Annotated in this window: 27 protein-coding genes; 20 read left to right on the top strand and 7 right to left on the bottom strand. The window is 41.5% G+C overall.

From position 1 onward, the window contains the following. The first annotated feature begins 55 nt into the window (after positions 1 to 55). The 14 genes from KXJ80_RS00325 (at position 56) to KXJ80_RS00260 (ending at position 11,117) form a co-directional block, all read left to right on the top strand. Positions 56 to 1,177, top strand: a complete 1,122-nt coding sequence (locus tag KXJ80_RS00325; RefSeq protein WP_259474392.1) for a DUF3150 domain-containing protein — start codon at positions 56 to 58, stop codon at positions 1,175 to 1,177. Between the two features lie 72 nt (positions 1,178 to 1,249). Continuing rightward, the gene (locus KXJ80_RS00320) at positions 1,250 to 3,130 is read left to right on the top strand and encodes a VWA domain-containing protein (RefSeq protein WP_259474391.1); all 1,881 of its coding nucleotides are present in this window, start codon (positions 1,250 to 1,252) and stop codon (positions 3,128 to 3,130) included. A 315-nt stretch (positions 3,131 to 3,445) separates the two neighbouring features. After that, positions 3,446 to 4,546: a DUF7146 domain-containing protein gene (locus tag KXJ80_RS00315; protein WP_259474390.1), complete on the top strand. Its 1,101-nt coding sequence runs from the start codon at positions 3,446 to 3,448 to the stop codon at positions 4,544 to 4,546. Positions 4,547 to 5,220: 674 nt separating this feature from the next. Continuing rightward, the gene (locus KXJ80_RS00310; RefSeq protein ID WP_259474389.1) at positions 5,221 to 5,751 is read left to right on the top strand and encodes a hypothetical protein; all 531 of its coding nucleotides are present in this window, start codon (positions 5,221 to 5,223) and stop codon (positions 5,749 to 5,751) included. Positions 5,752 to 5,836: 85 nt separating this feature from the next. Then, positions 5,837 to 6,289, top strand: a complete 453-nt coding sequence (locus KXJ80_RS00305; protein ID WP_259474388.1) for a 2Fe-2S iron-sulfur cluster-binding protein — start codon at positions 5,837 to 5,839, stop codon at positions 6,287 to 6,289. Between the two features lie 10 nt (positions 6,290 to 6,299). After that, on the top strand, positions 6,300 to 6,692 hold the full coding sequence (locus KXJ80_RS00300) for a hypothetical protein (protein ID WP_069455631.1): 393 nt from the start codon (positions 6,300 to 6,302) through the stop codon (positions 6,690 to 6,692). Between the two features lie 121 nt (positions 6,693 to 6,813). Then, complete coding sequence (locus KXJ80_RS00295) at positions 6,814 to 7,179, top strand: hypothetical protein (RefSeq protein WP_069455630.1); 366 nt, start codon at positions 6,814 to 6,816, stop codon at positions 7,177 to 7,179. Positions 7,180 to 7,240: 61 nt separating this feature from the next. Continuing rightward, a complete protein-coding gene (locus tag KXJ80_RS00290; protein ID WP_259474387.1) occupies positions 7,241 to 7,783 on the top strand; it encodes a hypothetical protein in 543 nt (180 codons plus the stop codon). 73 nt (positions 7,784 to 7,856) lie between these two features. Then, positions 7,857 to 8,378: a hypothetical protein gene (locus tag KXJ80_RS00285; protein WP_259474386.1), complete on the top strand. Its 522-nt coding sequence runs from the start codon at positions 7,857 to 7,859 to the stop codon at positions 8,376 to 8,378. 11 nt (positions 8,379 to 8,389) lie between these two features. After that, on the top strand, positions 8,390 to 9,274 hold the full coding sequence (locus tag KXJ80_RS00280) for a DNA adenine modification methylase (protein WP_259474385.1): 885 nt from the start codon (positions 8,390 to 8,392) through the stop codon (positions 9,272 to 9,274). A gap of 75 nt (positions 9,275 to 9,349) precedes the next feature. Beyond that, positions 9,350 to 9,700, top strand: a complete 351-nt coding sequence (locus tag KXJ80_RS00275) for a hypothetical protein (protein ID WP_259474384.1) — start codon at positions 9,350 to 9,352, stop codon at positions 9,698 to 9,700. Positions 9,701 to 9,848: 148 nt separating this feature from the next. Continuing rightward, entirely contained in the window at positions 9,849 to 10,112 is a 264-nt protein-coding gene (locus KXJ80_RS00270) for a hypothetical protein (RefSeq protein ID WP_259474383.1), read from the top strand. A 109-nt stretch (positions 10,113 to 10,221) separates the two neighbouring features. After that, positions 10,222 to 10,611 carry a GNAT family N-acetyltransferase gene (locus tag KXJ80_RS00265; RefSeq protein WP_259474382.1) on the top strand — a complete coding sequence of 130 codons (390 nt, stop codon included), beginning with the start codon at positions 10,222 to 10,224 and terminating at the stop codon, positions 10,609 to 10,611. Between the two features lie 188 nt (positions 10,612 to 10,799). Then, complete coding sequence (locus KXJ80_RS00260) at positions 10,800 to 11,117, top strand: hypothetical protein (RefSeq protein ID WP_259474381.1); 318 nt, start codon at positions 10,800 to 10,802, stop codon at positions 11,115 to 11,117. Positions 11,118 to 11,704: 587 nt separating this feature from the next. Here KXJ80_RS00260 and KXJ80_RS00255 read toward each other — a convergent pair. From KXJ80_RS00255 to KXJ80_RS00245, 3 genes are all read right to left on the bottom strand, one after another. Further along, positions 11,705 to 13,051, bottom strand: coding sequence for a hypothetical protein (locus KXJ80_RS00255; RefSeq protein WP_259474380.1), 1,347 nt, complete (start codon positions 13,049 to 13,051; stop codon positions 11,705 to 11,707). A gap of 73 nt (positions 13,052 to 13,124) precedes the next feature. Next, entirely contained in the window at positions 13,125 to 13,790 is a 666-nt protein-coding gene (locus KXJ80_RS00250) for a hypothetical protein (protein WP_259474379.1), read from the bottom strand. A 16-nt stretch (positions 13,791 to 13,806) separates the two neighbouring features. Beyond that, a complete protein-coding gene (locus KXJ80_RS00245; protein ID WP_259474378.1) occupies positions 13,807 to 14,010 on the bottom strand; it encodes a hypothetical protein in 204 nt (67 codons plus the stop codon). A gap of 327 nt (positions 14,011 to 14,337) precedes the next feature. Between KXJ80_RS00245 and KXJ80_RS00240 the strand changes: the two genes are divergently transcribed. Then, the gene (locus tag KXJ80_RS00240; protein ID WP_259474377.1) at positions 14,338 to 14,793 is read left to right on the top strand and encodes a hypothetical protein; all 456 of its coding nucleotides are present in this window, start codon (positions 14,338 to 14,340) and stop codon (positions 14,791 to 14,793) included. A gap of 91 nt (positions 14,794 to 14,884) precedes the next feature. After that, a complete protein-coding gene (locus KXJ80_RS00235) occupies positions 14,885 to 15,151 on the top strand; it encodes a hypothetical protein (protein ID WP_259474376.1) in 267 nt (88 codons plus the stop codon). A 14-nt stretch (positions 15,152 to 15,165) separates the two neighbouring features. Here KXJ80_RS00235 and KXJ80_RS00230 read toward each other — a convergent pair whose 3' ends face one another. Continuing rightward, positions 15,166 to 16,035, bottom strand: coding sequence for a competence protein CoiA family protein (locus tag KXJ80_RS00230; RefSeq protein ID WP_259474375.1), 870 nt, complete (start codon positions 16,033 to 16,035; stop codon positions 15,166 to 15,168). A 415-nt stretch (positions 16,036 to 16,450) separates the two neighbouring features. Here KXJ80_RS00230 and KXJ80_RS00225 point away from each other — a divergent pair, with 415 nt between their 5' ends. Further along, on the top strand, positions 16,451 to 16,603 hold the full coding sequence (locus tag KXJ80_RS00225; RefSeq protein WP_259474374.1) for a DUF4113 domain-containing protein: 153 nt from the start codon (positions 16,451 to 16,453) through the stop codon (positions 16,601 to 16,603). A 103-nt stretch (positions 16,604 to 16,706) separates the two neighbouring features. Here the strand turns inward: KXJ80_RS00225 and KXJ80_RS00220 are convergent, their stop codons facing one another. The 3 genes from KXJ80_RS00220 to KXJ80_RS00210 all read right to left on the bottom strand — a co-directional run bounded on the left by KXJ80_RS00220 (position 16,707) and on the right by KXJ80_RS00210 (position 17,636). Beyond that, positions 16,707 to 17,033 carry a hypothetical protein gene (locus KXJ80_RS00220; RefSeq protein ID WP_259474373.1) on the bottom strand — a complete coding sequence of 109 codons (327 nt, stop codon included), beginning with the start codon at positions 17,031 to 17,033 and terminating at the stop codon, positions 16,707 to 16,709. 177 nt (positions 17,034 to 17,210) lie between these two features. After that, positions 17,211 to 17,390 carry a hypothetical protein gene (locus tag KXJ80_RS00215; RefSeq protein WP_259474372.1) on the bottom strand — a complete coding sequence of 60 codons (180 nt, stop codon included), beginning with the start codon at positions 17,388 to 17,390 and terminating at the stop codon, positions 17,211 to 17,213. Positions 17,391 to 17,393: 3 nt separating this feature from the next. Continuing rightward, entirely contained in the window at positions 17,394 to 17,636 is a 243-nt protein-coding gene (locus KXJ80_RS00210) for a hypothetical protein (RefSeq protein WP_259474371.1), read from the bottom strand. A gap of 881 nt (positions 17,637 to 18,517) precedes the next feature. On the opposite strand from KXJ80_RS00210, the gene KXJ80_RS00205 reads away from it, so the two are divergent. The 3 genes from KXJ80_RS00205 (at position 18,518) to KXJ80_RS00195 (ending at position 20,067) form a co-directional block, all read left to right on the top strand. Beyond that, a complete protein-coding gene (locus tag KXJ80_RS00205; protein ID WP_259474370.1) occupies positions 18,518 to 19,183 on the top strand; it encodes a tyrosine-type recombinase/integrase in 666 nt (221 codons plus the stop codon). A 152-nt stretch (positions 19,184 to 19,335) separates the two neighbouring features. Beyond that, positions 19,336 to 19,638, top strand: a complete 303-nt coding sequence (locus KXJ80_RS00200; protein ID WP_259474369.1) for a type II toxin-antitoxin system HigB family toxin — start codon at positions 19,336 to 19,338, stop codon at positions 19,636 to 19,638. A 9-nt stretch (positions 19,639 to 19,647) separates the two neighbouring features. After that, positions 19,648 to 20,067 (top strand): helix-turn-helix domain-containing protein, encoded by a 420-nt coding sequence (locus KXJ80_RS00195; RefSeq protein WP_259474368.1) that lies wholly within the window; start codon positions 19,648 to 19,650, stop codon positions 20,065 to 20,067. Positions 20,068 to 20,086: the final 19 nt, after the last annotated feature.

The following is a 20,086-nucleotide window of genomic DNA, read 5'->3' as shown; positions in this document are numbered from 1 at the left end:
ACACTCTATCCCATATGGGTAGATGTATCCCTTTTTTGTCCTAGGAGGACACATCATGGATACATCAACATCAACATCAACAAGTCAAGCATTAAACACCACAACCGAAATCTGCTCGCGTTTAACGCAACTAGAAGAAGGAGTGTGCGTGGTAAACGTCATTACACTCGCCGCTTGTGGTGAGAAAGCACTTCCGAAGGTAAAAGTGGAGCTCGATGGCAAACTTGAGGATTCGGACTCTATTAAAGGAGCTAAAATCCGTTGGTTCCCAAAAGAACCACTGAATTTCGTAAGTAAAGCGAAACAAGCTATCAGTCGTACTTTGAATGCTTACGGTGTTCGCTGGGGGGACATGACAATCGTGCCTTTGGCGCGGTTAGCTGAGCTCCAAAGCGAGATCATGGCAATCGAAGCTGAATGGAAGCTCTCGCTTGATGACATGCTTGATAATTACGATAGCCTCGTAAGTGATTGGCAAATGTCTAACTTGGATGTTGCAGATATTATGCGACGTTACACGTTAGACAGAAATGAGTTTGGCGGTCGATTCAAAATGAAGATGTTGCCCCCGGTAGCATTTAATCCGTTGATTGCTGACGGTGACACTGAATCAGCTGAAGAACTTGCAGAGGACATACTAGGCAATCTTTATGAAGAAGTCTCAAAGATGGCTAGCGATATTTATGATCGCTCATTCTTTGTTGCTGACGCATCAGGTCGAAAAGTTGCCCGAACCAAAGCTAACAGACGGATCAAAGATTCGTTTCAACGCTTAATTTCTAAGTTGCAAGGCTTATCATTTCTCGATAGCAATATCGAAAAAGTGGTAGCGCAAACGAATGAAGTGCTAGATTCCATGCCGAAAGCTGGCTGGATTGAAGGTGCTAATTTGGCGAACTTAGCGCGTTGGACGTTGGTTATGTCAAATCCAGACATGCTGAAGAATCATGCTTCTAATGAGTTTCTGTTAGAAGAGGAGCCTGAAGTAATCGTTGATGATTTTGGCGTATTAGGGGAGACAGTTTCAACCAGTTTAGATGAAGATCTAACAGTGTTTGAATCCGAACCTGAACAAAATCCAGATCCATTGTCTGCTGAAATTTCAGTAGATAATTCATTTGGAGTAGCAAATCTAGATCAAGAGCAAGATGATTTTAGCTTTGGTCTTGGATTTTAAACCCCAATGGGAGTACATCTGTCCCATTGGGGGATCGGTGTGCTCCTTTCAAGTCTCTTGGAGGACACACCGATGGCTACACAAACTAAAGCAAAACTACTGAGGAAATACAATAATATCAGTAGAGTGCTTACAACCAATAACGATCTAACTATCCAGTTTTCCGGGAATCATGCTTACTATGTTCCAGGTCTGATTAATTTACCTGCGGGTGATTTTAGTGATGATGATTTTATCACTATGTCTCTGGGGTTTTGCGATCACGAGCTTGGGCATGAAAACTACACCGACTTAAACTGGTATGAGCTTGCGTCCCAAACATCGCCGTATCTTCAAAGTCTGCTTAACGCCCTTGATGATGTTCATCAAGAAAAGCGTTTAATGGCAGACTTTCGCGGCACCAAAACCACATTGCGTAAGCTTGTAGAGCTTTGCAAAGTAAAAGGTTTGTTTCCACCGATACCTGAAGATACACCAGTACCTAGTCTATTACACGCATGGGTATTGATGAAGGGACGTTGTTACTTAGAACAACCCGTAACCGACTTGTTTATTCAAGCTGATTCAGCGGTGTTGGCTAAGTTTGGAGAGCAATTTTATAGCGATCTTCATTCACTCTTAGACGGCTCTATATTAGATGGCTTAACAAGCACTGAGCAGTGTTTTAAAGCCGCTGAATCAATATATGAATTGCTAATTGAATGGGTAAAAGATCAACAACAAGAACCGAACGACGAGACCGATGATAGCGAAGGTAACTCAAGCGATTCAGACGATGCTAATGGCTCTGATGATAGCGACGGTGACTCAAGCGATTCAGACGATGCTAATGGCTCGGATGATAGCGAAGGTCACTCAAGCGATTCAGACGATGCCGATGGCTCTGATGATAGCGACGGTGACTCAAGCGATTCAGACGATGCTAATGGCTCTGATGATAGCGACGGTGAGTCAAGCGATTCAGACGATGCTAATGGCTCGGATGATAGCGAGGGTAACTCAAGCGATTCAGATGATGCTAACGGAAATGGCAAAGGTTCTCAACAAACTCTCAATGGTACTCAAGAAGCTGCATTAACTGAGAAAGTCTTAACCATGCTTCAAGAAATTGAAGATTTTGACGATGATTTTCATGAGAAGTTAGCCGCGGCTATTGATGAAATGGTCAAAGATAATCTAGATGGTGGAGGATTTTTTGCGTTGCCTATCAGCAAAAGAAACCATCAAATTAATCTATCGGACAGGCGTTACATTAGTGAAAACTGTCGAGGATTAATCGCAAAGATTAAAAATCCATTAAAACGGATTTTTCACGACCAAAACTACGTCAATCATTCATACAAAAACAGAGGTAAAAGCATAAGTTCATCTCGTCTAGCGAGTGTGGGCGTAGGCAATTCCAAAGTTTTTGATAGTGAAACCATCCATCGTTCTCCGAACGCGGCCATTGCTTTAATGGTCGACAAGTCAGGCTCGATGACTGAAGCCGACATGATCATGGCCAACAGCGTTGCTTACTCACTAAGCACAGCTTTAGATGGTATTCACGGGGTTGAATCCATGGTTGGGTATTATCCAGTGCTCGATAATTCGAGTAGTGGATATAAGGTTGCAGTAGTAAAACCATTTGGAGAGAAAACAAGCCAAGCAGCATTCAATATGAATTCTGATTTGGGAACACCGACCGCAGAAGCGATCACAACCGCAGTATCGTACTTATTGACGAGATCGGAACCAAGAAAGCTACTGTTCGTGATTACCGATGGTGATCCAAACAGTCAGTCTCAGACCGAGGAAGCGATTGCAGACGCATTGGCGTTAGGTGTAAAAGTGTTTGGAATTGGCATCAAATCCAGCGTTAGTGGATTTTCAGAATCAGACTTTCAGGTGATTCATTCAACTGACGAACTGGTTAATGCGTTAACCAAAGGACTAAAACACGCTTTTAATTAGCGTAAAACAGATTTATCAACCCAAGGGGGTCTACTTTTCCCCTTGGGGATTAGTGTGCTCCCACAAAATGCCTTGGAGGGCACACTATGGAAAAGCTAATCACAGAAAAAAGAGCGAGTGGGTGTATTGCCGTTTACGAAGTTCGTAACGGCAAAAAGGTACTAATAGGGGCCTCATGGATAATGATCCCTCTTCTAAAACGGTAACAACAAGCACGTCTTAACGGCGTGCTTATCAATTTGCTTGCGGAAACCACCGAAGTTTCTTCTTGCGAGGGGATTTTGGGGTTTCCGTAGACAAAATTAGGAGAAAAATATGTATCAACCCACTCAATCTAAAATCAAAAAAGTAAAAGTACTTGTTCAACAACATGGTGGCTGGCGCAATATATTCGAACGTTTCAGTGGTTTAAAATTCGCTGTTGATCGATATCCTGCGCAAGTGCCATGCCCACAATCAGGCAATGGGAACACTGTGTTTCGTCTGGTTAAAGGTTGGGAAGAAACAGGACAAGCATTTCACAATCAAGTTGGAAAACTAACTGACGGATTGAATGTTATTGCATTTTATCTTAACTGCTCTATTCGAGAAGCTGCAGATGAAGTATTGCAAATCACGGGAGGCGACTACCATTGCATCAGTTCGAAAGAAGTATCAGTTCAACTTACCAGAGAAAATGCACAACGTTCTGAATATTGCAGTAAAGAGGAAAAAGACAAGCGATTAATGGCGTTGCAGAAAGTATACCACGAGGCTATACCTGCTCATCGTTCAGCAATTGCAATGAATTACTTCAAGAGTCGAGGGTTAACTTTGACCACTGAAGATATTCATTGTTTTTCTCACTCATTGGGTTTCCACCCGGGGCTTGATTATTACTGTACAGAAACTAAAGCGTTTATCGGCAAATTTCCTGCCTTACTTGGAATCTTTAAAAGTAAGAACGGCAGCAATTTAACGATTCATCGTATCTATTTGAAACCCGATGGCAGCGGCAAAGCTGAAGTCAGCAATCCTAAAAAGTTAATGAGCCCTCCTGATTACATGGGTGGTGGATCATTTCGTTTAGGGGAGCCGATGCTGCTTACAGGTGGAGGAAAATACATTGGTGTAACCGAGGGGATTGAAACAGCGCTCGCGCTCTACAATGCCAACCGATTGCCATGCTGGTCGTTATATAGTGACACCGTACTTGCATTATTTGAACCGGATTCTGACATAACACATGTCGGTATTTGGGCAGATAGAGAGCCAAGTGGTGCAGGACTGTCTTCGGCAGAAAAGTTGAAGGCGAAATTGAAGGGGCGAGGGATTAAATGCCAGATTTATTATCCTGAGTTTCTTAACACAGAAAAAGAAGATTGGTTGGATGTGTTTAATGCAGATCCTACGCTAATCCCAGGCTATGTAGCCTGATGATTATCTCTGTTACCTAGTCCCTTTGTAGGGGCTAGGTAATAGGGTTATCCATCACAAAAGGCATTAATCCAGTGCCTTTTGCGATGGATAACCTTACTTAAATTTTTATTGTGGAGAAAATTATCATGGCAAATTCAGAATTCGTGCAGGGTATATTTGACACCAACTCATGCATATTGACGATCAGTTCTAATTTAACGCGCTCATTTAAAGTAGGGAATGACATTTCACAGCTTGATAGCGATACCAGAATTGAACGATTGACAACGTGGGCCAGAGAAAAATTACTCATAAGCGATAAAGGAATAATAGCTGAAATTTGAAACTGTGGAGAGGCGGCGACTCGCAAGATCGCCGCCTCATAAACCCAAGTCGATTCGAGAGTCGATTTAGGTTTGTGAAGTTCCTCAAACGTTTATCCCTACTCATCTAATCTTTAAGCCTCATTTGGCTTTGGATCATTTGATTATATAAACGCATGTAAGCTCACCATGGGAAACGAGAGCGGCTATTTTCAGCAATGACAATAGTGACCGGCATATATCAATATCAAAGCGATATTGATGATGTGAGAGCCATTTGGCTAACAACCTACCCATTGGGAGATACTTTTCCCTTTGGGGAACTTTGTCTTTTCGATGGGTTTAACTACTTATTTGGAAGGACACATTATGAGCAACTCTACTTATTTAGGTTTTGAACCTTTTGATAAAGCACAATACAACCATTATTTCATTATGGAACATGTTGTAGACCATGATGGATATAGATGCCAAGAAAAATGTCCGAATTGTGGAAAAGATGCATCCAGACGTGATTTCGAGGCTTGTCATAGTGGAAGTGTCAATCAACATTATACTTTAGATTGTGAACACTGTGGATTTCATAGTTGTGACCGAGATGAGTGTCATAAATGTGAATACCCATTTGATGAAGACAAAGTATATAATGAAGAATTCATGTACCAGCATGATTTAGAAACCTTGGTATTCATAGCTTTGGACAATCTTAATATCGAAGATAACAAAGTTTTTGATGACATCAAAACAATGATTTATCAAGAAGAAAATGAAATCGATTTTTCTCGGTTTTATTTTACAGATAGTTTCACTTATCGGTTCAATTTCATGAGTTATCTATTAATAGAAATTATGGATAGAAGATTCGAAATTTGGCTCGACCATTTAGATGACACATTTTAAACCATAAATACAACCTACCCATTGGGAGAAATTAATTCCCTTTGGGAATGATGTCTTCCAAATACGTCTCTGGAGGACAAATATCATGTTTAACCACAAACAAGCGGTCGTTTACAAAAATCACACGTTAGGTTTGTTAAGTGAAGCGTTTGGCAAACCTGCCATTGAGATCCTTTATGGATTTATCTCAAAAGGTGGCAAACATTTTACTGACTCACCAATCTTGTTTGTAAGCCCGTCAGAATACCGATTAGCAACGATAGAAGACTTTGATGTTTTCGGCGTGGTGCATAATGAGAATTATCTTGTTGCGCCACTAAGCGAATCGGCATTAAAAATCGAAGAAAACATTGAACTAAGAACCCTCACCAACAAATTAAAATTTGATTGCAAAAGTGGTTTCTGTGGTCAATGTAAATCGAAACTAATCAGCGGCAAAGTCAGTCTCATTCAATCTCCGATAGCAATGTTGGATGAAGATGAAATTCTGCCTTGTTGCTGTAAATCCATCACCCCGATTGTCATACAACAACTTTAAGGAAGCTATTATGCAAAACATTGTAATAGATAATCTCCTTATGATGGAGTTGATCAAGGCGTTAGGAAATATTCTAACTGCTGCGGTGCCGTCAATTGCTGCGTATTACATCGGTAAAAAGGTGGTAAACGAACAAAAATTACAGAGTAAGTTAGATGTCGCATTAGGTGACATCGCTTTCCTGTTGGCAGTAGAGGATTTTCATTGCCGAGAACATCTGGTTACTCAAGGCAGAAGCAACAAACGAAATATACGTGATTGCGTCAAGCAAGAAACCGCTCTCGTTTGGAGCGGGCGAAACACACTATCCAGAATCGATAAGGCCAAAGTGGTAAAACACGATAGCGTTATTGTTCAAATGAATAAGCTTGTTAGCCCTGCCACAATGAAATCGAGGTACTGAGTGTGAACTCATTACAATCTACTCACATTATTGATAGTTAAACAATAACAATCTAACCCCTGTAGGGCATATCACCCTATAGGGTCGGTGTGTCCTTTAATTTTTAATGGAGCGACACACTATGAATCAACTTATCAAACTAAAGCCACTTCATATTCAGTCATTGGATGCTCAATTAATGGCGCATACAGGCGATGGGTTTGGGTACCGCAGCTTTCATAATGAAGGCGACGAGTCCTTACTTACGCCAGCCGGCATTTTGGTCCACAAAAAGTCGCAAATGCGCTTTGAAGTCCCCCTTCCATCATTCACTGTTGAACAGTTTGAAAAAATACCGTCCACGGGCGTATGGAAGACAGAAAGGGATGACCTCGAATGTTGGGCAGATATCAGGCATGAGTATGTGGGTAAGAGAACCCTTCTTTCTCATGTGAATGGAAAGACGGTCTTACTGATAGAAGATAAGCATTTTAAAATTCACAACTAACCCCGTAGGGCATATCACCCTATAGGGTCGGTGTGTCCTTTAATTTTTAATGGAGCGACACATGATAAATGCACATGTTATCTATTCAAAAATCCAACAAGAATCTAAACTGCATGGTTGGCCTTTAACTCATAGAGGCGATCTTGAAAGTGATGAGATTTTGCTTAAACGGGCGGAAATTGAAACGCCAAATAGAGAGTATATTTGGATACTTAGAGATGGCGGTACTTGCCTTATTCCTCTTTACGAGGGAATAGACCCGGTACATGTCGAAAACTGGTCTGAAGGGCGGTTTTATCACGCTGTAGACGACAAACTTAATAGTATCCCTAAGGCGATGGCTTTTAGTTTGATTAAAGAGCCGCCGTTTAACATTAAATCGTGTACGTCATTACCAATGCTGGTAGATAGGATGGATCGATTGTTAGGCTCGCCTTGGTCTCAAAACGAGACGTTTTCTCTTCACAATAGTAGCACCAACTTAGCTTCGTGGGAGTCGTGGAAAAGATCGTTTAATGAAAGCGGTAATCAGCTTATGGTTGATTTTATTGCGGACGTTCAGCGTCACGCCACAACACTAAATAAGATGCGTTTGGTCGCTTAATTCTTGTAACTACCCCAATGGGCATAACTTCCCATTGGGAGGTTGTGCCTTCAATGTCTTTGGAGGACACATCATGTTATCTCAACATCAAATCAACAAACAATTGAAGTATGAACAATTTAAAGCAGAGATTGCGTCAGAGTCACTAATACCTTGTGATTTTAAGGTCGGTGACTTTGTTACTTTAACCAATATTTATAATGTGTTCATTAGAAAGCCTAAGCAAGTTATCGGGTTTGATAACGATAGCAATTTTCCAGAACGTTTTATCTATACCGATGGTATTGATGATGCATATTGGTTTGCTAGCGCTCCTAGCCAATTGCACAAGGTTGAAACAACAAGTACCGGTTGTTTATTGGTACGCGAATTAACGCCGCAAACTTTGTATCAGTTTGAAAAAACGCTAATTGAAGAAGACCAAAATTGGACTCGACTAGCTTTTGAAAACGAACTGCATTGTGTGTGGCGGAATGATTCAACACTGGAGCTAGTGACCTATTGTGAAGGAGACATAATCTGGACCACGGCGTTAAGCAAAGAGATGTACCGAGCTGAGATTTTCATAACGGTTTCATTTTTTAACGAATTATGAGGGACTAGGTTATGTTTACGAGTTCTATAGCGTCATATCCTGATCGTGGTCCTTTTGGTGACAACAAGTATCGCGGAAATTGTTCAGGTCATATCGTTGCTGATTTGATCGACAATTATCTGCCTGCTGGTGGCTTGATCGTAGATCCTGCTGTCGGTGGCGGAACCTCGCAAGAGGTTGCTGCATCGAAAGGTGTGCGCTTCTTTGGCACCGATCTGCATAGTGGGTTTAATCTGCTAGTCGATGACTTATGTTCTACCGTAGGTGAAAAGGCTAATTTAGTCTTTTTCCATCCCCCATACGGCAGCATGATCCAGTATAGCGGTCATATGTGGGGTAACGAGCATAAACATGATATGAGCCGGTTGTCTGATGATGATTTTAGAGCTGCGCTGAAACTGGCGTTGCATAATATCTCGGACGCTACCCTCGCCGGTGGTCATTACGCAGTATTAATGGGTAATCACCGACGGAAAGGGGTCTATATCAACTGGTCTTCGATAACAGAAGCGCTAGCTCCTGATCCTTTGGTCGACGAAATAATCAAAATTCAGCATAACGTAGTAAGCAATTCATCTACTTATAAACAAAGTAGAACGCCGCTTGTTCGCATCATGCATGAAAAATTGTTGTTATTCCGGAAGGACCCCAAGATTAATGCTGTAAGCAGTTTTGAACAGTACGTGTCAATGATTGAGAGTGACTTAGCTCAAGAGCTCTTAGCAACGCTTAGACGCGTGATGCAATGCAGTTCATGGAGTGAGCACGAAATCTTATCGCTAATATCCAATGTTTATACTCAAACGAGTTTAAATATTGATTGGCCGGGCTTAGTGCGAAAGTTGTTATTGAGTCACCATTTTGTCAACGATAACGGGCGTTTTCGCCTTTCATAGTTGAACAATTAAACCATCCTAATGGGATCACTTCTCCATTAGGAGGTGTGATCCCTTTAATATCTGGAGAGCACTATGCAATCAAAAATCGAAACTCATTTAGCTGATTTAAAAGGTCTGCTTGAGGGAACTGTCAAACCAAGAACTATCATCGGCACTGGATATAACAATCCAAAATCGGCCGCTAGTGCTTGGCTCCGCATGCAACTGCACAACATTGAGAATCCCAATTCCAAAATTCATTATGTTGGTGTGACATCGAGCGGTAAGGCGTACGAAAGCGAGTCTAAGGCAATGAAGTCGAAAGCTTATCAAACATTGGTAAGTGGGACATTTAAAGCCATTAACAATGCAAGCGTGAAAGACTTCGGTATTATTCCATCGCGTTTTGGAGATGGTTACGAAGTGTACGCTTGTTTAAGTTAATAAATCAGTAATCCACATAAAAATCTACCCTGCAGGGACATACTAACCCTGCCAGGTTCAGTGTGTCTCTGTGACAATGGAGAACACACATGAACCAATATCAACGAGCAAAAGCAAAAAATATTAGTGAATTACAAGGAGGCAAGTAATGGTTATCAATACTTTGCCGCATGGCATTCATTATGCGTTAGCTCAACTCGCTAAAGGCGCACCAATTACGCGTATACACACACAATGGAGAGGTGAGAAATCATCACTAAACGTTGTTAGTTACGGTATTCGTGAGCAGAAAAAATATATGCATATTATTCGAAACAATCGAGAGTGTGTAGCATTTGAAGTGAGAGAAACTGAGCAATATTCAATGCGAGTCGCTATTGAGCAAGCTCGGGCTATCTTAGACAGCCTTTAATTTATTGGACCAAACTAGCCAATCTAATTAACTGGTTTCAATCGCAAACAGCAACCCATAGGGCAGAAACATACCCTATGGGGATCGTTTCTGCCTTTAGAATTAAACTATGATAATTGATCTTCCGGTAGTCGATAGTAATGAAATCGGGTACGAAGACATCTTTTCTACAGTGCCGTATATCGATGTAGATAATGATGGTGGTCGTTGTTTGATCCACATGCTTTACGTGCCACCGAGTCATCGGGGCAAAGGTGTTGGTAAATCATTGGTTAGAGATTTACTTTCAAATTTGTCAACTGATGTTCAAGTGATAAGGCTCAAGAGCGTGGCTCTTGGCTCCGGTGATACATTACCATTTTGGCTTTCGCTTGGTTTCACACCTGCTTATCGAGGTGATGCTGAGTCAGCTAGAATCCTTCAATTGGCCGTTAATGTGCACGACCTGCCGGCAGTTGAAGATGTGGTCGGTGAAGAAAAACATTATATTTTTGATTAATTTCAATTAATAACCCAAACAAATCAACTAAAACCCACTAGCTTGTTTTTTAAGGCTGGTGGGTTTTTACATTATAAACGATGGATTTTAGGGTAAAATTTTTTCAAATGGTTGCTAATCAATAATCAGCGCGGTATATCTCTTTATCGGGGGCATTTTGTCTCTCATCTTTTAAGTCGAGGTAAGGTATGAGTATTGGTTCGGATTTGGAAGTTGAAAACGCAGAGCATGAAGCTCGCGATGAAGATGTCGATTCAATTACAATAGAATCCGCTAAATTAATCGCACTAAAGAAAGTGCCTCGTGAGTTGGCTATTAAGCAAGCAATAGAGATTAAGCATCGAGAACAAGAAGCTTTAAGTAACCGTGAATACGATGAAGATGAAGAAGGGGTTATAAGCTTTTGGGATTCATCGCTGAATGGTTCTACTATTCCGAAGGACAAGGAAGCGCAAGTAAAAGCCATTGCATCTGAACTGAGAGCAAAGGTTGATCAACAGTTTTAAAGTTCTTTAACTATGCTGGATAGTAATTTGTATCCTTGGGGTGATCCTAGTCACCCCTTATTCCTCTACTACACTATTAAACTCCCTTCGCGGCGTTATTTTAGTGAAAATCTACTGGAAAGAGAGCGACTTAAGTGCTGTAGTATCATTCCGCCAAATTATTTAAATGGTTGCATTAAGGAGCTCCTATGAAAAGTATAAAAGTTATGCTCTTAAACATCCTATTACTAGGAACGGCGATAATCTTGTCAACAGTATTTGACCAACACCAAGCGGCACTATGGTTTGTATTTGCAAGTTTAATTATGGCAACACTCAACATCGGTAAACGAACATAGTTCAACGCGAAATAATTCAGATAAATCTTTTGAGGTGTTCATGTACAAGGCAGTATTTTTAGGTCTTTATATCGTGGCTTCAATCCTGTGCGGGTTTACCTTCCACGACTTAATAGGATGCGAAAATGCGTTGTTGGGCTCAATTGTTGGGTTTGCCTTAGGCAGTGTAGCTTTCTTCTTTGCGTTTAAGCCTGCTTCAGAATTGATATTTTCAAGTGGCCGGCAATAGAATTAGATGTTAGTTCAGTATTACTCTTCGAAGGAATATCTCGAAGTGAATTCTGACATGATAGCAATGTTGTTCGTAGGGTTTACTGCAACTGCCGCACAGGTACTCACTGCTTCTCGATAAAGTTTTGCGCCAACACGCCTAACGCCTTCGTAGTTAAACAATAGATCAGGAATACGGTCTGCAATTGATGAACCCCGCGGCACCATCAGTAAGCTAGGCAGTTTGCTGTAAGGGCAAATCAACATATAACGGTAACTTGGGTCGGCATGTGCATTGTCAGGGATAATTTCGAAAGCGCTTGCATTACCACCGTTTGTATATTCGTTGTAGAAATCTTCGAGCGCTTTTGGTTTGTTGGCCATCAAGACGTAAGGTCCATTGATTGTTTGAAGTAGGTATTCAAGCTCTATCCCAATGCCAAGGATTCGCTTTAGCTGAAATAAGGAGGCTGGTGGCAATGTTGCAGCGCTTCCGAGATACCAATTAAGCTCTTTTAGAGTAATGTTGCATAGCTTGGCAATATCAACCATCTTGCCTGGCCAATTTGCGAGAAGCATTTTTATCAGTTCTGCAGTGTTATCGCTGTGTTCATATTCGTCATCATCGCTCAGTTCGATATAGTCAGCGTTCGTGCCGCTCATTAACCACATGAAGTTGTCAATTGAATCTCTCTTGAAATAGCGAGGCCCGGATTCTGGTAGCGACTTTTCCCACGACGACAACCAATCTCCAGTTTGCCAATCGAGTTCGGTGTCATTGAGTGGTGCGCTCAAGGGATGAATTGGTTGCTGTAGCCATTGCATGATTTTAAATGCCTCTTTACCGCTGTGATAACTTGGCGCGATTCGGACATTTAGTAGATGATCATCTTTCGCATAACGAGATAAGGTATCAAAAGGTGTTTCTTGCGGTTGGGGCGGAGCCGAACTCGCTGTCATGGAGATATATTGCGCACTTTCTTGCGCAGACCTTAGTGAGCCTGGGTGTGATCTATCATTAGGCGCAGTAACTTGCAGTTCTACGCCAAGTAGTTGCAGTGCTTCGGCGAGAAACGGGCAAGCTTCATGCAGATACTTGTTGACGAGCAAAATATCAGGCACGCCCCTTAACCCTATGGCGTGCTCCCAAGCTGTGGTCAAGAAATCTATAATTGCTATAGGCGCGTCAAATGGTGTAAATGTCATCCAGCGAATGGGTAGGCCTGCGACTGTGAGACCGTAAAGCAAAATAGGGCTTAGTTGGTAACGCTTGGCGTCACTGAGTGTAATTGGATCAAGGATTTTAACGATACCGTGTTTGGGGTGAGCAAAAAGGTATCTCGCGGTCGCTACATAGAGGTGATGAATACGTGGCTCGGTTTGCATCGAATAACACTCCTATTTGAGTTAGTTTTACTCGGCACTAGTTTCGAAATTTGTAGATCACCGGTAACGATTACTAACGTGGCCACATGTTGATGTTTGAAAGCTGTCTCCAGAAATATACTCCAGATAACGCTACAGCAAAGAGTAACACTACAAACAAGCATAATGCCATGATAGGACCTAGCAAATTAAATAGAGGGGTGTAACTGAGCGGTAGAGTTCCAATCACAAAACACAGGCAATACAGAGCAATATAGCTGTTATTCAAATCAACCTTGCTTGGTACGGCATTAGCCACGACTGAAGAAGTGAAATACATCCAAGCTCCAAACCGCATCGGTTCACCAACGGCGAAATTATACAGTGCAGACAAGTCAATGATGGCTGGCGCCTGGAATAACCAATTAAGTATGCACACAACAGCATAACCGCCGAAAAGCGGGGCTATTCCGACGAATAAACGTAACACAGGGCTAATTATCGATGGTCGGTACTGGTACTGCACAAAGCCAAGTGTGCCGTCAGGCTGTGGTGAGAAAAAGGATATTTGGGTAATAGTAAACCGAACCAGAATTGCAGTAAGAGCATGACTGAGTTCATGGACAAATACACCCGGGGCCGCATAAAGACGAAACAACAAACCACGCCCAATGTTGGAAAATACCCTGTCGCGCAATAGCGATAATAACGTTAAGGTTACCCCTAAACTAATTACGGCTAACCAGCCTTCATTTGCCATAAGTGATTACTTAAGCTTAGTCAATACTGTTAGAGATCTCCATCTCCCTAATGCTATATGCATGGGCTATGTCGGCGCGTTCATCGGCGTTTTTTGCATCTGCCTCCAGGCGCTCAACCATCACTTCCAAAGTTTCCATGTGCTTGGCACGGCGTAGGCGTAATACATAGGTTTTCACAGTTTCACTAGCACTATTGAAGTTGAACATCTCACGTAACATTGTTTAGTCCTGAGCAAAAGATTTCCAAATGTAATTCTGAGGAAGACATTAACACCAAATGATAAGTCTCAACATAACCGATGCTAAAATATTTTAACTTAAACTATCATGTAAGTAAGTGGGGAGGACAAGCAAAAACATGGATTGCCGCGGAGCTGCGGCGGAACTCCTAAATGCAGGTTATGAAACCCTACGATGAACCAAACACTCGTCGCATCACTAAAAGCGATAATAATTGTCAGGTATTTCCAGAGATTAAAGCCGCGGCAGCGTTTGTTAATTCCTAATAGACGATAAACGCCGGTGACACATGCAAGGAATAAAGAATTGAAATCGAATCTGAGAGAGTTAAATGCTATTCAACCCGCTCCGCTGAGTGACTTTGTATTGCGGAATCTATTCGACATTGAAATTGAAATGGGGTGGAAAATTGAAAAGCACAATTGTGAGGTTACCCGCGAAACGGTCCCATACTCGCTAATAGTAGGCCATGAATTTACGATGGTTTCAGCTATTAGTTGGGGAGAATTATTAGATGGCCATAGTAACTCAAGAATGCCGGATTACTTAAAGCGTCTCGAGGAATCACAGAAGTATTTTTGTGATGACAATTGGCCCAAAGATGCCGGAGTTTGGCTAGCAAAACTGGATGGAAAGTATTACTTGGCTGGTGGTAAACACCGCGTGACGATTAATTACTTTCTACGCCATTTCAACAGTGAGTTCTTCAGTGACTCAATCGTGCTCCCAAATGTTAAAGTCCTTCATTATAAGCTCTTGTAAGTGAGCAATAAGGGGTGAACAAATCACCCCCCAAGGATACAAAATACTGTCCCACAGCTCTTGTAAGAACAATCAATAAAGGTTGAAAATTATGCAAATTGGCAAAAAATATTTAGCAGTTTCAGAAGCATATTCATTTGAGGATTTAGACGGTTCTCTAGTTGAATTTCAAGAGCGACGTCGTGAGTTTGAAGTATTAACTAAACCAGATAAAGTGATTACTGACGATGGACAACACAAAATTATTGAGAACTTACCAGAACACCTTAAGTCTGAAGATTGGTTTTGGGTAAGAAGTTTAGACACTGGCAGGAAATCATGGTTTAACCCTCTCAATTATACGATTTCACTCCTCTAACAACGGCATTGTTATCATCGATAGCGGTACTTTCCTTTGACAGCAGTGGATGTGACGCTATTAAGATGTTTTCGTATAACACACAAATAGTCATTACACTTTGGGCAGCGGTTGAGTAACGAACTGCCTTCAAAATCCAATTTACAAAATACACAGTGATATTTGCAGGTCTCCGTCTTAGCAATCTGCTCTTTAATTCTGTCAAATGTGGACTTGGGTGATTCGGCAGGTTTTTCTTTAGTTCGTTGATACTCAAGCCATTCGCTGCGTCTGGGATTGTAGATCCAATGCTTCCCCTTGATAGATGACTCAACCCAATCCAGCAGCAACTGTTTAGCCGATTTTAGCCTGTGTGATTCGCTGAATACCTTCGCGAAATGAATTAATTCTAGCTCTAACACAGCCGTTTGATTGTCTTTTCGTAAGTCATCATATATTGGCGCTGGGCGCCCCGGGTGGGATATGTAAAGGCATAATTTACGTTCAGATACCGCTATAACCATGTCAAACTTCACATCATTAATATAGGTATCTTGCGTTAAATCCTTCAGTTCATAGGTGATTCTAGTGTTTTTAGTAATGACATGATTTTCGCCACCCAGGTCAACATCAAGAGGCGGCAACATTAACAGGCATTGCTCCTTAAACAGCTGCTTAAGCATGTAGCGCACTGAGATATAGAACGAGAATTTACAAGCCTCAATTTCTTCCTTACTTCCTTCTTTGCAGTCATGGGCAAAGTGGGGGGCATTAACCTCGCCCAGCCGGGCGAGTAAAGCTATGCCGCACGATGGGCAAACACAATCGCAGGACTTACCCCGAGTTGCAATTTCCACATCGATATATACACCATCACTGCGTAAACCAAAGGGGATGAGGTTCATAATTACTTTCTTCTATCAAGCACCAGATGGAACATCAATCAGTTTTGAATTTCGGTCATGTTTCTTCAAAAAGGGTACGAGCAGGGGTACTTAATTGTTCAGAATAGAATTTTTATTACTCACTCACAAGGCATGATCTAAATTTTCAAATTTTTTATAAACATTGATATCATCACTGATTATTTATACAGTAATTTGGGAGTATGAAACTCATAATATGTCATGCGAGTGCGGGAATTTCGAGTTTTCCAAGTCCTGCAGCGGATCAGGTTCAATTAACCCTTATTCTTGTCAGTTGCTTGTTGAGCATCCTAGCTCGACCTGGTTTGGTCGTGCTGCGAGCCTGATTGAACGTTGTCCTAAAACGTCACCGCAATATAACTTATTTACTGCGTCAAAGAGAGGTCCAAATTTAATGAAAATCTTTGATAGTTTGAATAATCGCTATGGCCGTGATGTGTTGTTTATTGCAGCGCAGGGGAGTAATCAGAATCGGGCTATGCGCCGCGAGTTTCTGTCACCGCAATATACGACTAAATGGTCTGATATACCGACGGTTAAAGCGTAACAGTTTTCAGTGGCGCATAGCCGTATACTGGCCAAACTCGGAAACAATGAAAATCGGTCGAATGGCGCGTTTTTTGAGAAAAAACAACCGCGATAAATTTGTATTAATTTTCAACATTAAAAATAATGGGTTGACCTAGACCATCAACCATTAGAGCGCAACTAATCTTAACATAATATTTGCTTGCTCGATGGTTCTCTAAAATGGGAACAAATAATTCTTCGACTGTAATCCGTGCCAGTCTACGCTTGGCTAAATTTTCACCGTGCAGTGACATATCTCCAGTGAACACAGTTTCTACATTATCAAGCTTTTCCCACGCTTCAATTTTAGCTATATCGTTTCTAACCTTGTTGGCTTTTTCTACGTCCTGCGAGTCGCCCGAATCGACTGGATGAACGCTATAAGTTAGCAAAAAATGATGTTTCATGCTGTGTCCTATTTATGAGTGCTAAGGTAGGTTTCCCTTACGTTTCATATGGTGGTTAACTCACAGATATTCAATAGACATAAGTAACTTTATTTGTTTTCGGTGGCGGCTGGCCGAACTCGGAAACGATGAATAAAAGAAAAAACCAACCGAAGCTGGTTTTTTTCTAAGTGGGGGCTATTTGGGCTTTTTGGGTTCAAACGAGCTTGGGGAACTGGTGTAGCGACAATCTATACATATCAGATCACCTGTTTTACCGAATGCAGATGAACCGCCTATTTTTACTGCATCCGGTACAGCGTCACGCCATTCTTCTTTTTCTATATTATGAGAACCGCATTGTGGGCACTGTTTCATGTTTTAATCCTTTAAAAAATAAGTGCTTAAGTCGTTGATGCGAACTAACTGTTCCGCAATATGAGCAGAAGAACAACCCTGATCAATCATCCACTGCTTAATTGTTTCTACAAATTCGGCAAAGCCCACACCTTCAGCTTGTGCTTTAGTTAGTAGTTTGGATGCAGAAAGAGCATCTGAGGGATGCAAACCAAATTTTTTATCGACTAACCCAAAACAGTCTCCAATATTATCACTCCAAGCCATAAAGCCTCCTAAACGAAGTTAGATCTACATGGCGAATTTGCCATACAATTCATATGGAGATTAACCTATTCATTTTCTAGTGGTCTTTGCTAATATTTTTGTTTTCCGTTTTGCATGGCCGTAGGCTGGCTGAACTCGGAAACGAGTAATACAAAACGTATCATACAATTCATCGGTGACACTGAAATAACCAGAAGTAGGGTCGATTTAACACCATTTAGTGTTATATCAAATTTCATTTAACACCAAATGGTGTTAAATGGCCTTGTAAGTGATAAATCGTTAAGAGAAGGAAATTAGCCATGATTAGTATCAATTGATACAAATGAATAGCTTTATGCTCTGGCTTTTCAATGTGTTAGGTTTTTTAATGTGGTTTTGCTATGTATCAAATGATATTTAGAGTGGTAAGCAAAAGACTCTCTTGCTGGTAAGTATATTGTTTTCCGTTTTGCATGGCCGTAGGCTGGCTGAACTCGGAAACGAGTAATACAAAACGTATCATACAATTCATCGGTGACACTGAAATAACCAGAAGTAGGGTCGATTTAACACCATTTAGTGTTATATCAAATTTCATTTAACACCAAATGGTGTTAAATGGCCTTGTAAGTGATAAATCGTTAAGAGAAGGAAATTAGCCATGATTAGTATCAATTGATACAAATGAATAGCTTTATGCTCTGGCTTTTCAATGTGTTAGGTTTTTTAATGTGGTTTTGCTATGTATCAAATGATATTTAGAGTGGTAAGCAAAAGACTCTCTTGCTGGTAAGTATATTGCTTTCCGTGAAAGCCTGCTCTGGTGCTGTGTTACACTGGTTAGGCAGTGAATTAATCGCATTGTCTGCATATTCCAACAAACAAGGGAAATACAGACAATGAGCCGCGCTGACGCACTAACCCCCGCACAAATTCAACGAGTCCTGAAAACCTGCCAACTCATGCCGCACTGCCAAGGTAAACGCTGTGCTGTTGTGCTTTCTCATGCCGCTTTGCGCGTTACCGAAATGGCACTACTCAAAACTGAGCATATTCTGTTTGCTAATGGCAAAATTCGGGATGAAGTCAACCTGCCAGCAAACATCTGCAAATTTTTGAAGCCCCGTACAATCTGGCTTACCAATAAAACATCGAGAACCATTATCCAAGAATGGATTGAGTATCGCTTAGTAAAAAAGTGGGGCGTATCTGGCTGTGCTGATTACCAAGGGCTACTCCCTACATCGCGCTTTCTCTACACGGTTCGCGGTGCTCCATATTCGCTACAACCTAAGCCGCGAATACTCGACTCGGGCGAGATACGGGAATATTGGGCTTGTGACTCGCTAGAACAGGCTATGCGCGAGATTTATAAGAAATGTGGTCTACCATCAGCCTCGTCACACACTGGACGTAAGTCGTTGTGTACAAATGCTGTTTTAAGCGGCGTGCCAATTGAGAATGTGGCGCGAATACTTGGACACGCCAGCGCCGAAACGACTATTGATTATGTTGTGATCCAGCAATCCAGAATCAAGCAAATGTGCTCAATCGAATGGATCTAAATTGCTATATGTGATGGAATTCCAGCTAGTGTTGGTTAACGGTTTACGAAGACATTACCCGAGTTTAACTAGAAAAGTTCAACTTAACTGGTTTACCCATTGTAAACCATGACCATATTTGATAAGGTTTACCTATAGTAAACGGAGTGTAAATGCACGTAATATCAAGAAAGCCTTTTGCTGATGCAATTAAGAAGTTTCCAAACGATGCCTCAGCGATTGAAAGCACATACAACGTGCTAAAACGTGGTGACTTTAAAACCCCACAAGAGCTTAGGGCGGTTTTTGGTTCATTGGACAATTTTAAGTACAAGGATAAGTGGTGGATTATCGACATCGGCGGCAATAACTTAAGAATGCTGGCGTTTATCGAGTTCGTACACAATCGGATTTATGTAAAGCATATCGTTTCCCACAGTGAGTACGATGCGCTTTGTAAGAAGTATAGAAAATAGGAGGCTCCAATGTTAGCTGTAGCCGAATTAACAAAACTGGCGGGTAACATTATGTCGAATGTGCCTTTGCTGGCTGGCATTAGCAACGCAGCAGAACATCAGCAAGCACTTGAACTGATGGAAGAACTGTTAGATGACTATGACGCGAATCTCGTGGTTATTGAAGCCCTGAGCAACGTTATAGCGCGTTATGAGGATGAATCACTTCGGTTCGATATGTTCAACAGTAGACAGGCTGAACTTGATCCAGCAGTTGCCACGTTAAAAGTGCTGATGGATCAGAACGGACTGAATACCACAGACTTTGAAGCTGAAATCGGCAAAAAAAGTATGGTGTCGCAGGTATTGGCTGGAAAAAAGAACCTGACCAAAGAACACATTTCTAAGCTGGCTCAGCGCTTCGGCGTAAATCCAGCGGTATTTTTTTAACTCGGAAAATCGGACACGG

Source organism: Shewanella xiamenensis, assembly GCF_024971755.1.
Lineage (GTDB): Bacteria > Pseudomonadota > Gammaproteobacteria > Enterobacterales > Shewanellaceae > Shewanella > Shewanella xiamenensis.
The sequence above is the reverse complement of the archived record's forward strand: the minus strand, read 5'-3'. Positions and strand labels throughout refer to the sequence as shown.

Bases quoted from the DNA above. Each gene is read 5' to 3' on its own strand.
- KXJ80_RS00325 (WP_259474392.1), top strand. From the start codon at position 56: ATGGATACATCAACATCAACATCAACAAGTCAAGCATTAAACACCACA.
- KXJ80_RS00320 (WP_259474391.1), top strand. From the start codon at position 1,250: ATGGCTACACAAACTAAAGCAAAACTACTGAGGAAATACAATAATATC.
- KXJ80_RS00315 (WP_259474390.1), top strand. From the start codon at position 3,446: ATGTATCAACCCACTCAATCTAAAATCAAAAAAGTAAAAGTACTTGTT.
- KXJ80_RS00310 (WP_259474389.1), top strand. From the start codon at position 5,221: ATGAGCAACTCTACTTATTTAGGTTTTGAACCTTTTGATAAAGCACAA.
- KXJ80_RS00305 (WP_259474388.1), top strand. From the start codon at position 5,837: ATGTTTAACCACAAACAAGCGGTCGTTTACAAAAATCACACGTTAGGT.
- KXJ80_RS00300 (WP_069455631.1), top strand. From the start codon at position 6,300: ATGCAAAACATTGTAATAGATAATCTCCTTATGATGGAGTTGATCAAG.
- KXJ80_RS00295 (WP_069455630.1), top strand. From the start codon at position 6,814: ATGAATCAACTTATCAAACTAAAGCCACTTCATATTCAGTCATTGGAT.
- KXJ80_RS00290 (WP_259474387.1), top strand. From the start codon at position 7,241: ATGATAAATGCACATGTTATCTATTCAAAAATCCAACAAGAATCTAAA.
- KXJ80_RS00285 (WP_259474386.1), top strand. From the start codon at position 7,857: ATGTTATCTCAACATCAAATCAACAAACAATTGAAGTATGAACAATTT.
- KXJ80_RS00280 (WP_259474385.1), top strand. From the start codon at position 8,390: ATGTTTACGAGTTCTATAGCGTCATATCCTGATCGTGGTCCTTTTGGT.
- KXJ80_RS00275 (WP_259474384.1), top strand. From the start codon at position 9,350: ATGCAATCAAAAATCGAAACTCATTTAGCTGATTTAAAAGGTCTGCTT.
- KXJ80_RS00270 (WP_259474383.1), top strand. From the start codon at position 9,849: ATGGTTATCAATACTTTGCCGCATGGCATTCATTATGCGTTAGCTCAA.
- KXJ80_RS00265 (WP_259474382.1), top strand. From the start codon at position 10,222: ATGATAATTGATCTTCCGGTAGTCGATAGTAATGAAATCGGGTACGAA.
- KXJ80_RS00260 (WP_259474381.1), top strand. From the start codon at position 10,800: ATGAGTATTGGTTCGGATTTGGAAGTTGAAAACGCAGAGCATGAAGCT.
- KXJ80_RS00255 (WP_259474380.1), bottom strand. From the start codon at position 13,051: ATGCAAACCGAGCCACGTATTCATCACCTCTATGTAGCGACCGCGAGA.
- KXJ80_RS00250 (WP_259474379.1), bottom strand. From the start codon at position 13,790: ATGGCAAATGAAGGCTGGTTAGCCGTAATTAGTTTAGGGGTAACCTTA.
- KXJ80_RS00245 (WP_259474378.1), bottom strand. From the start codon at position 14,010: ATGTTACGTGAGATGTTCAACTTCAATAGTGCTAGTGAAACTGTGAAA.
- KXJ80_RS00235 (WP_259474376.1), top strand. From the start codon at position 14,885: ATGCAAATTGGCAAAAAATATTTAGCAGTTTCAGAAGCATATTCATTT.
- KXJ80_RS00230 (WP_259474375.1), bottom strand. From the start codon at position 16,035: ATGAACCTCATCCCCTTTGGTTTACGCAGTGATGGTGTATATATCGAT.
- KXJ80_RS00225 (WP_259474374.1), top strand. From the start codon at position 16,451: ATGAAAATCTTTGATAGTTTGAATAATCGCTATGGCCGTGATGTGTTG.
- KXJ80_RS00220 (WP_259474373.1), bottom strand. From the start codon at position 17,033: ATGAAACATCATTTTTTGCTAACTTATAGCGTTCATCCAGTCGATTCG.
- KXJ80_RS00215 (WP_259474372.1), bottom strand. From the start codon at position 17,390: ATGAAACAGTGCCCACAATGCGGTTCTCATAATATAGAAAAAGAAGAA.
- KXJ80_RS00210 (WP_259474371.1), bottom strand. From the start codon at position 17,636: ATGGCTTGGAGTGATAATATTGGAGACTGTTTTGGGTTAGTCGATAAA.
- KXJ80_RS00205 (WP_259474370.1), top strand. From the start codon at position 18,518: ATGAGCCGCGCTGACGCACTAACCCCCGCACAAATTCAACGAGTCCTG.
- KXJ80_RS00200 (WP_259474369.1), top strand. From the start codon at position 19,336: ATGCACGTAATATCAAGAAAGCCTTTTGCTGATGCAATTAAGAAGTTT.
- KXJ80_RS00195 (WP_259474368.1), top strand. From the start codon at position 19,648: ATGTTAGCTGTAGCCGAATTAACAAAACTGGCGGGTAACATTATGTCG.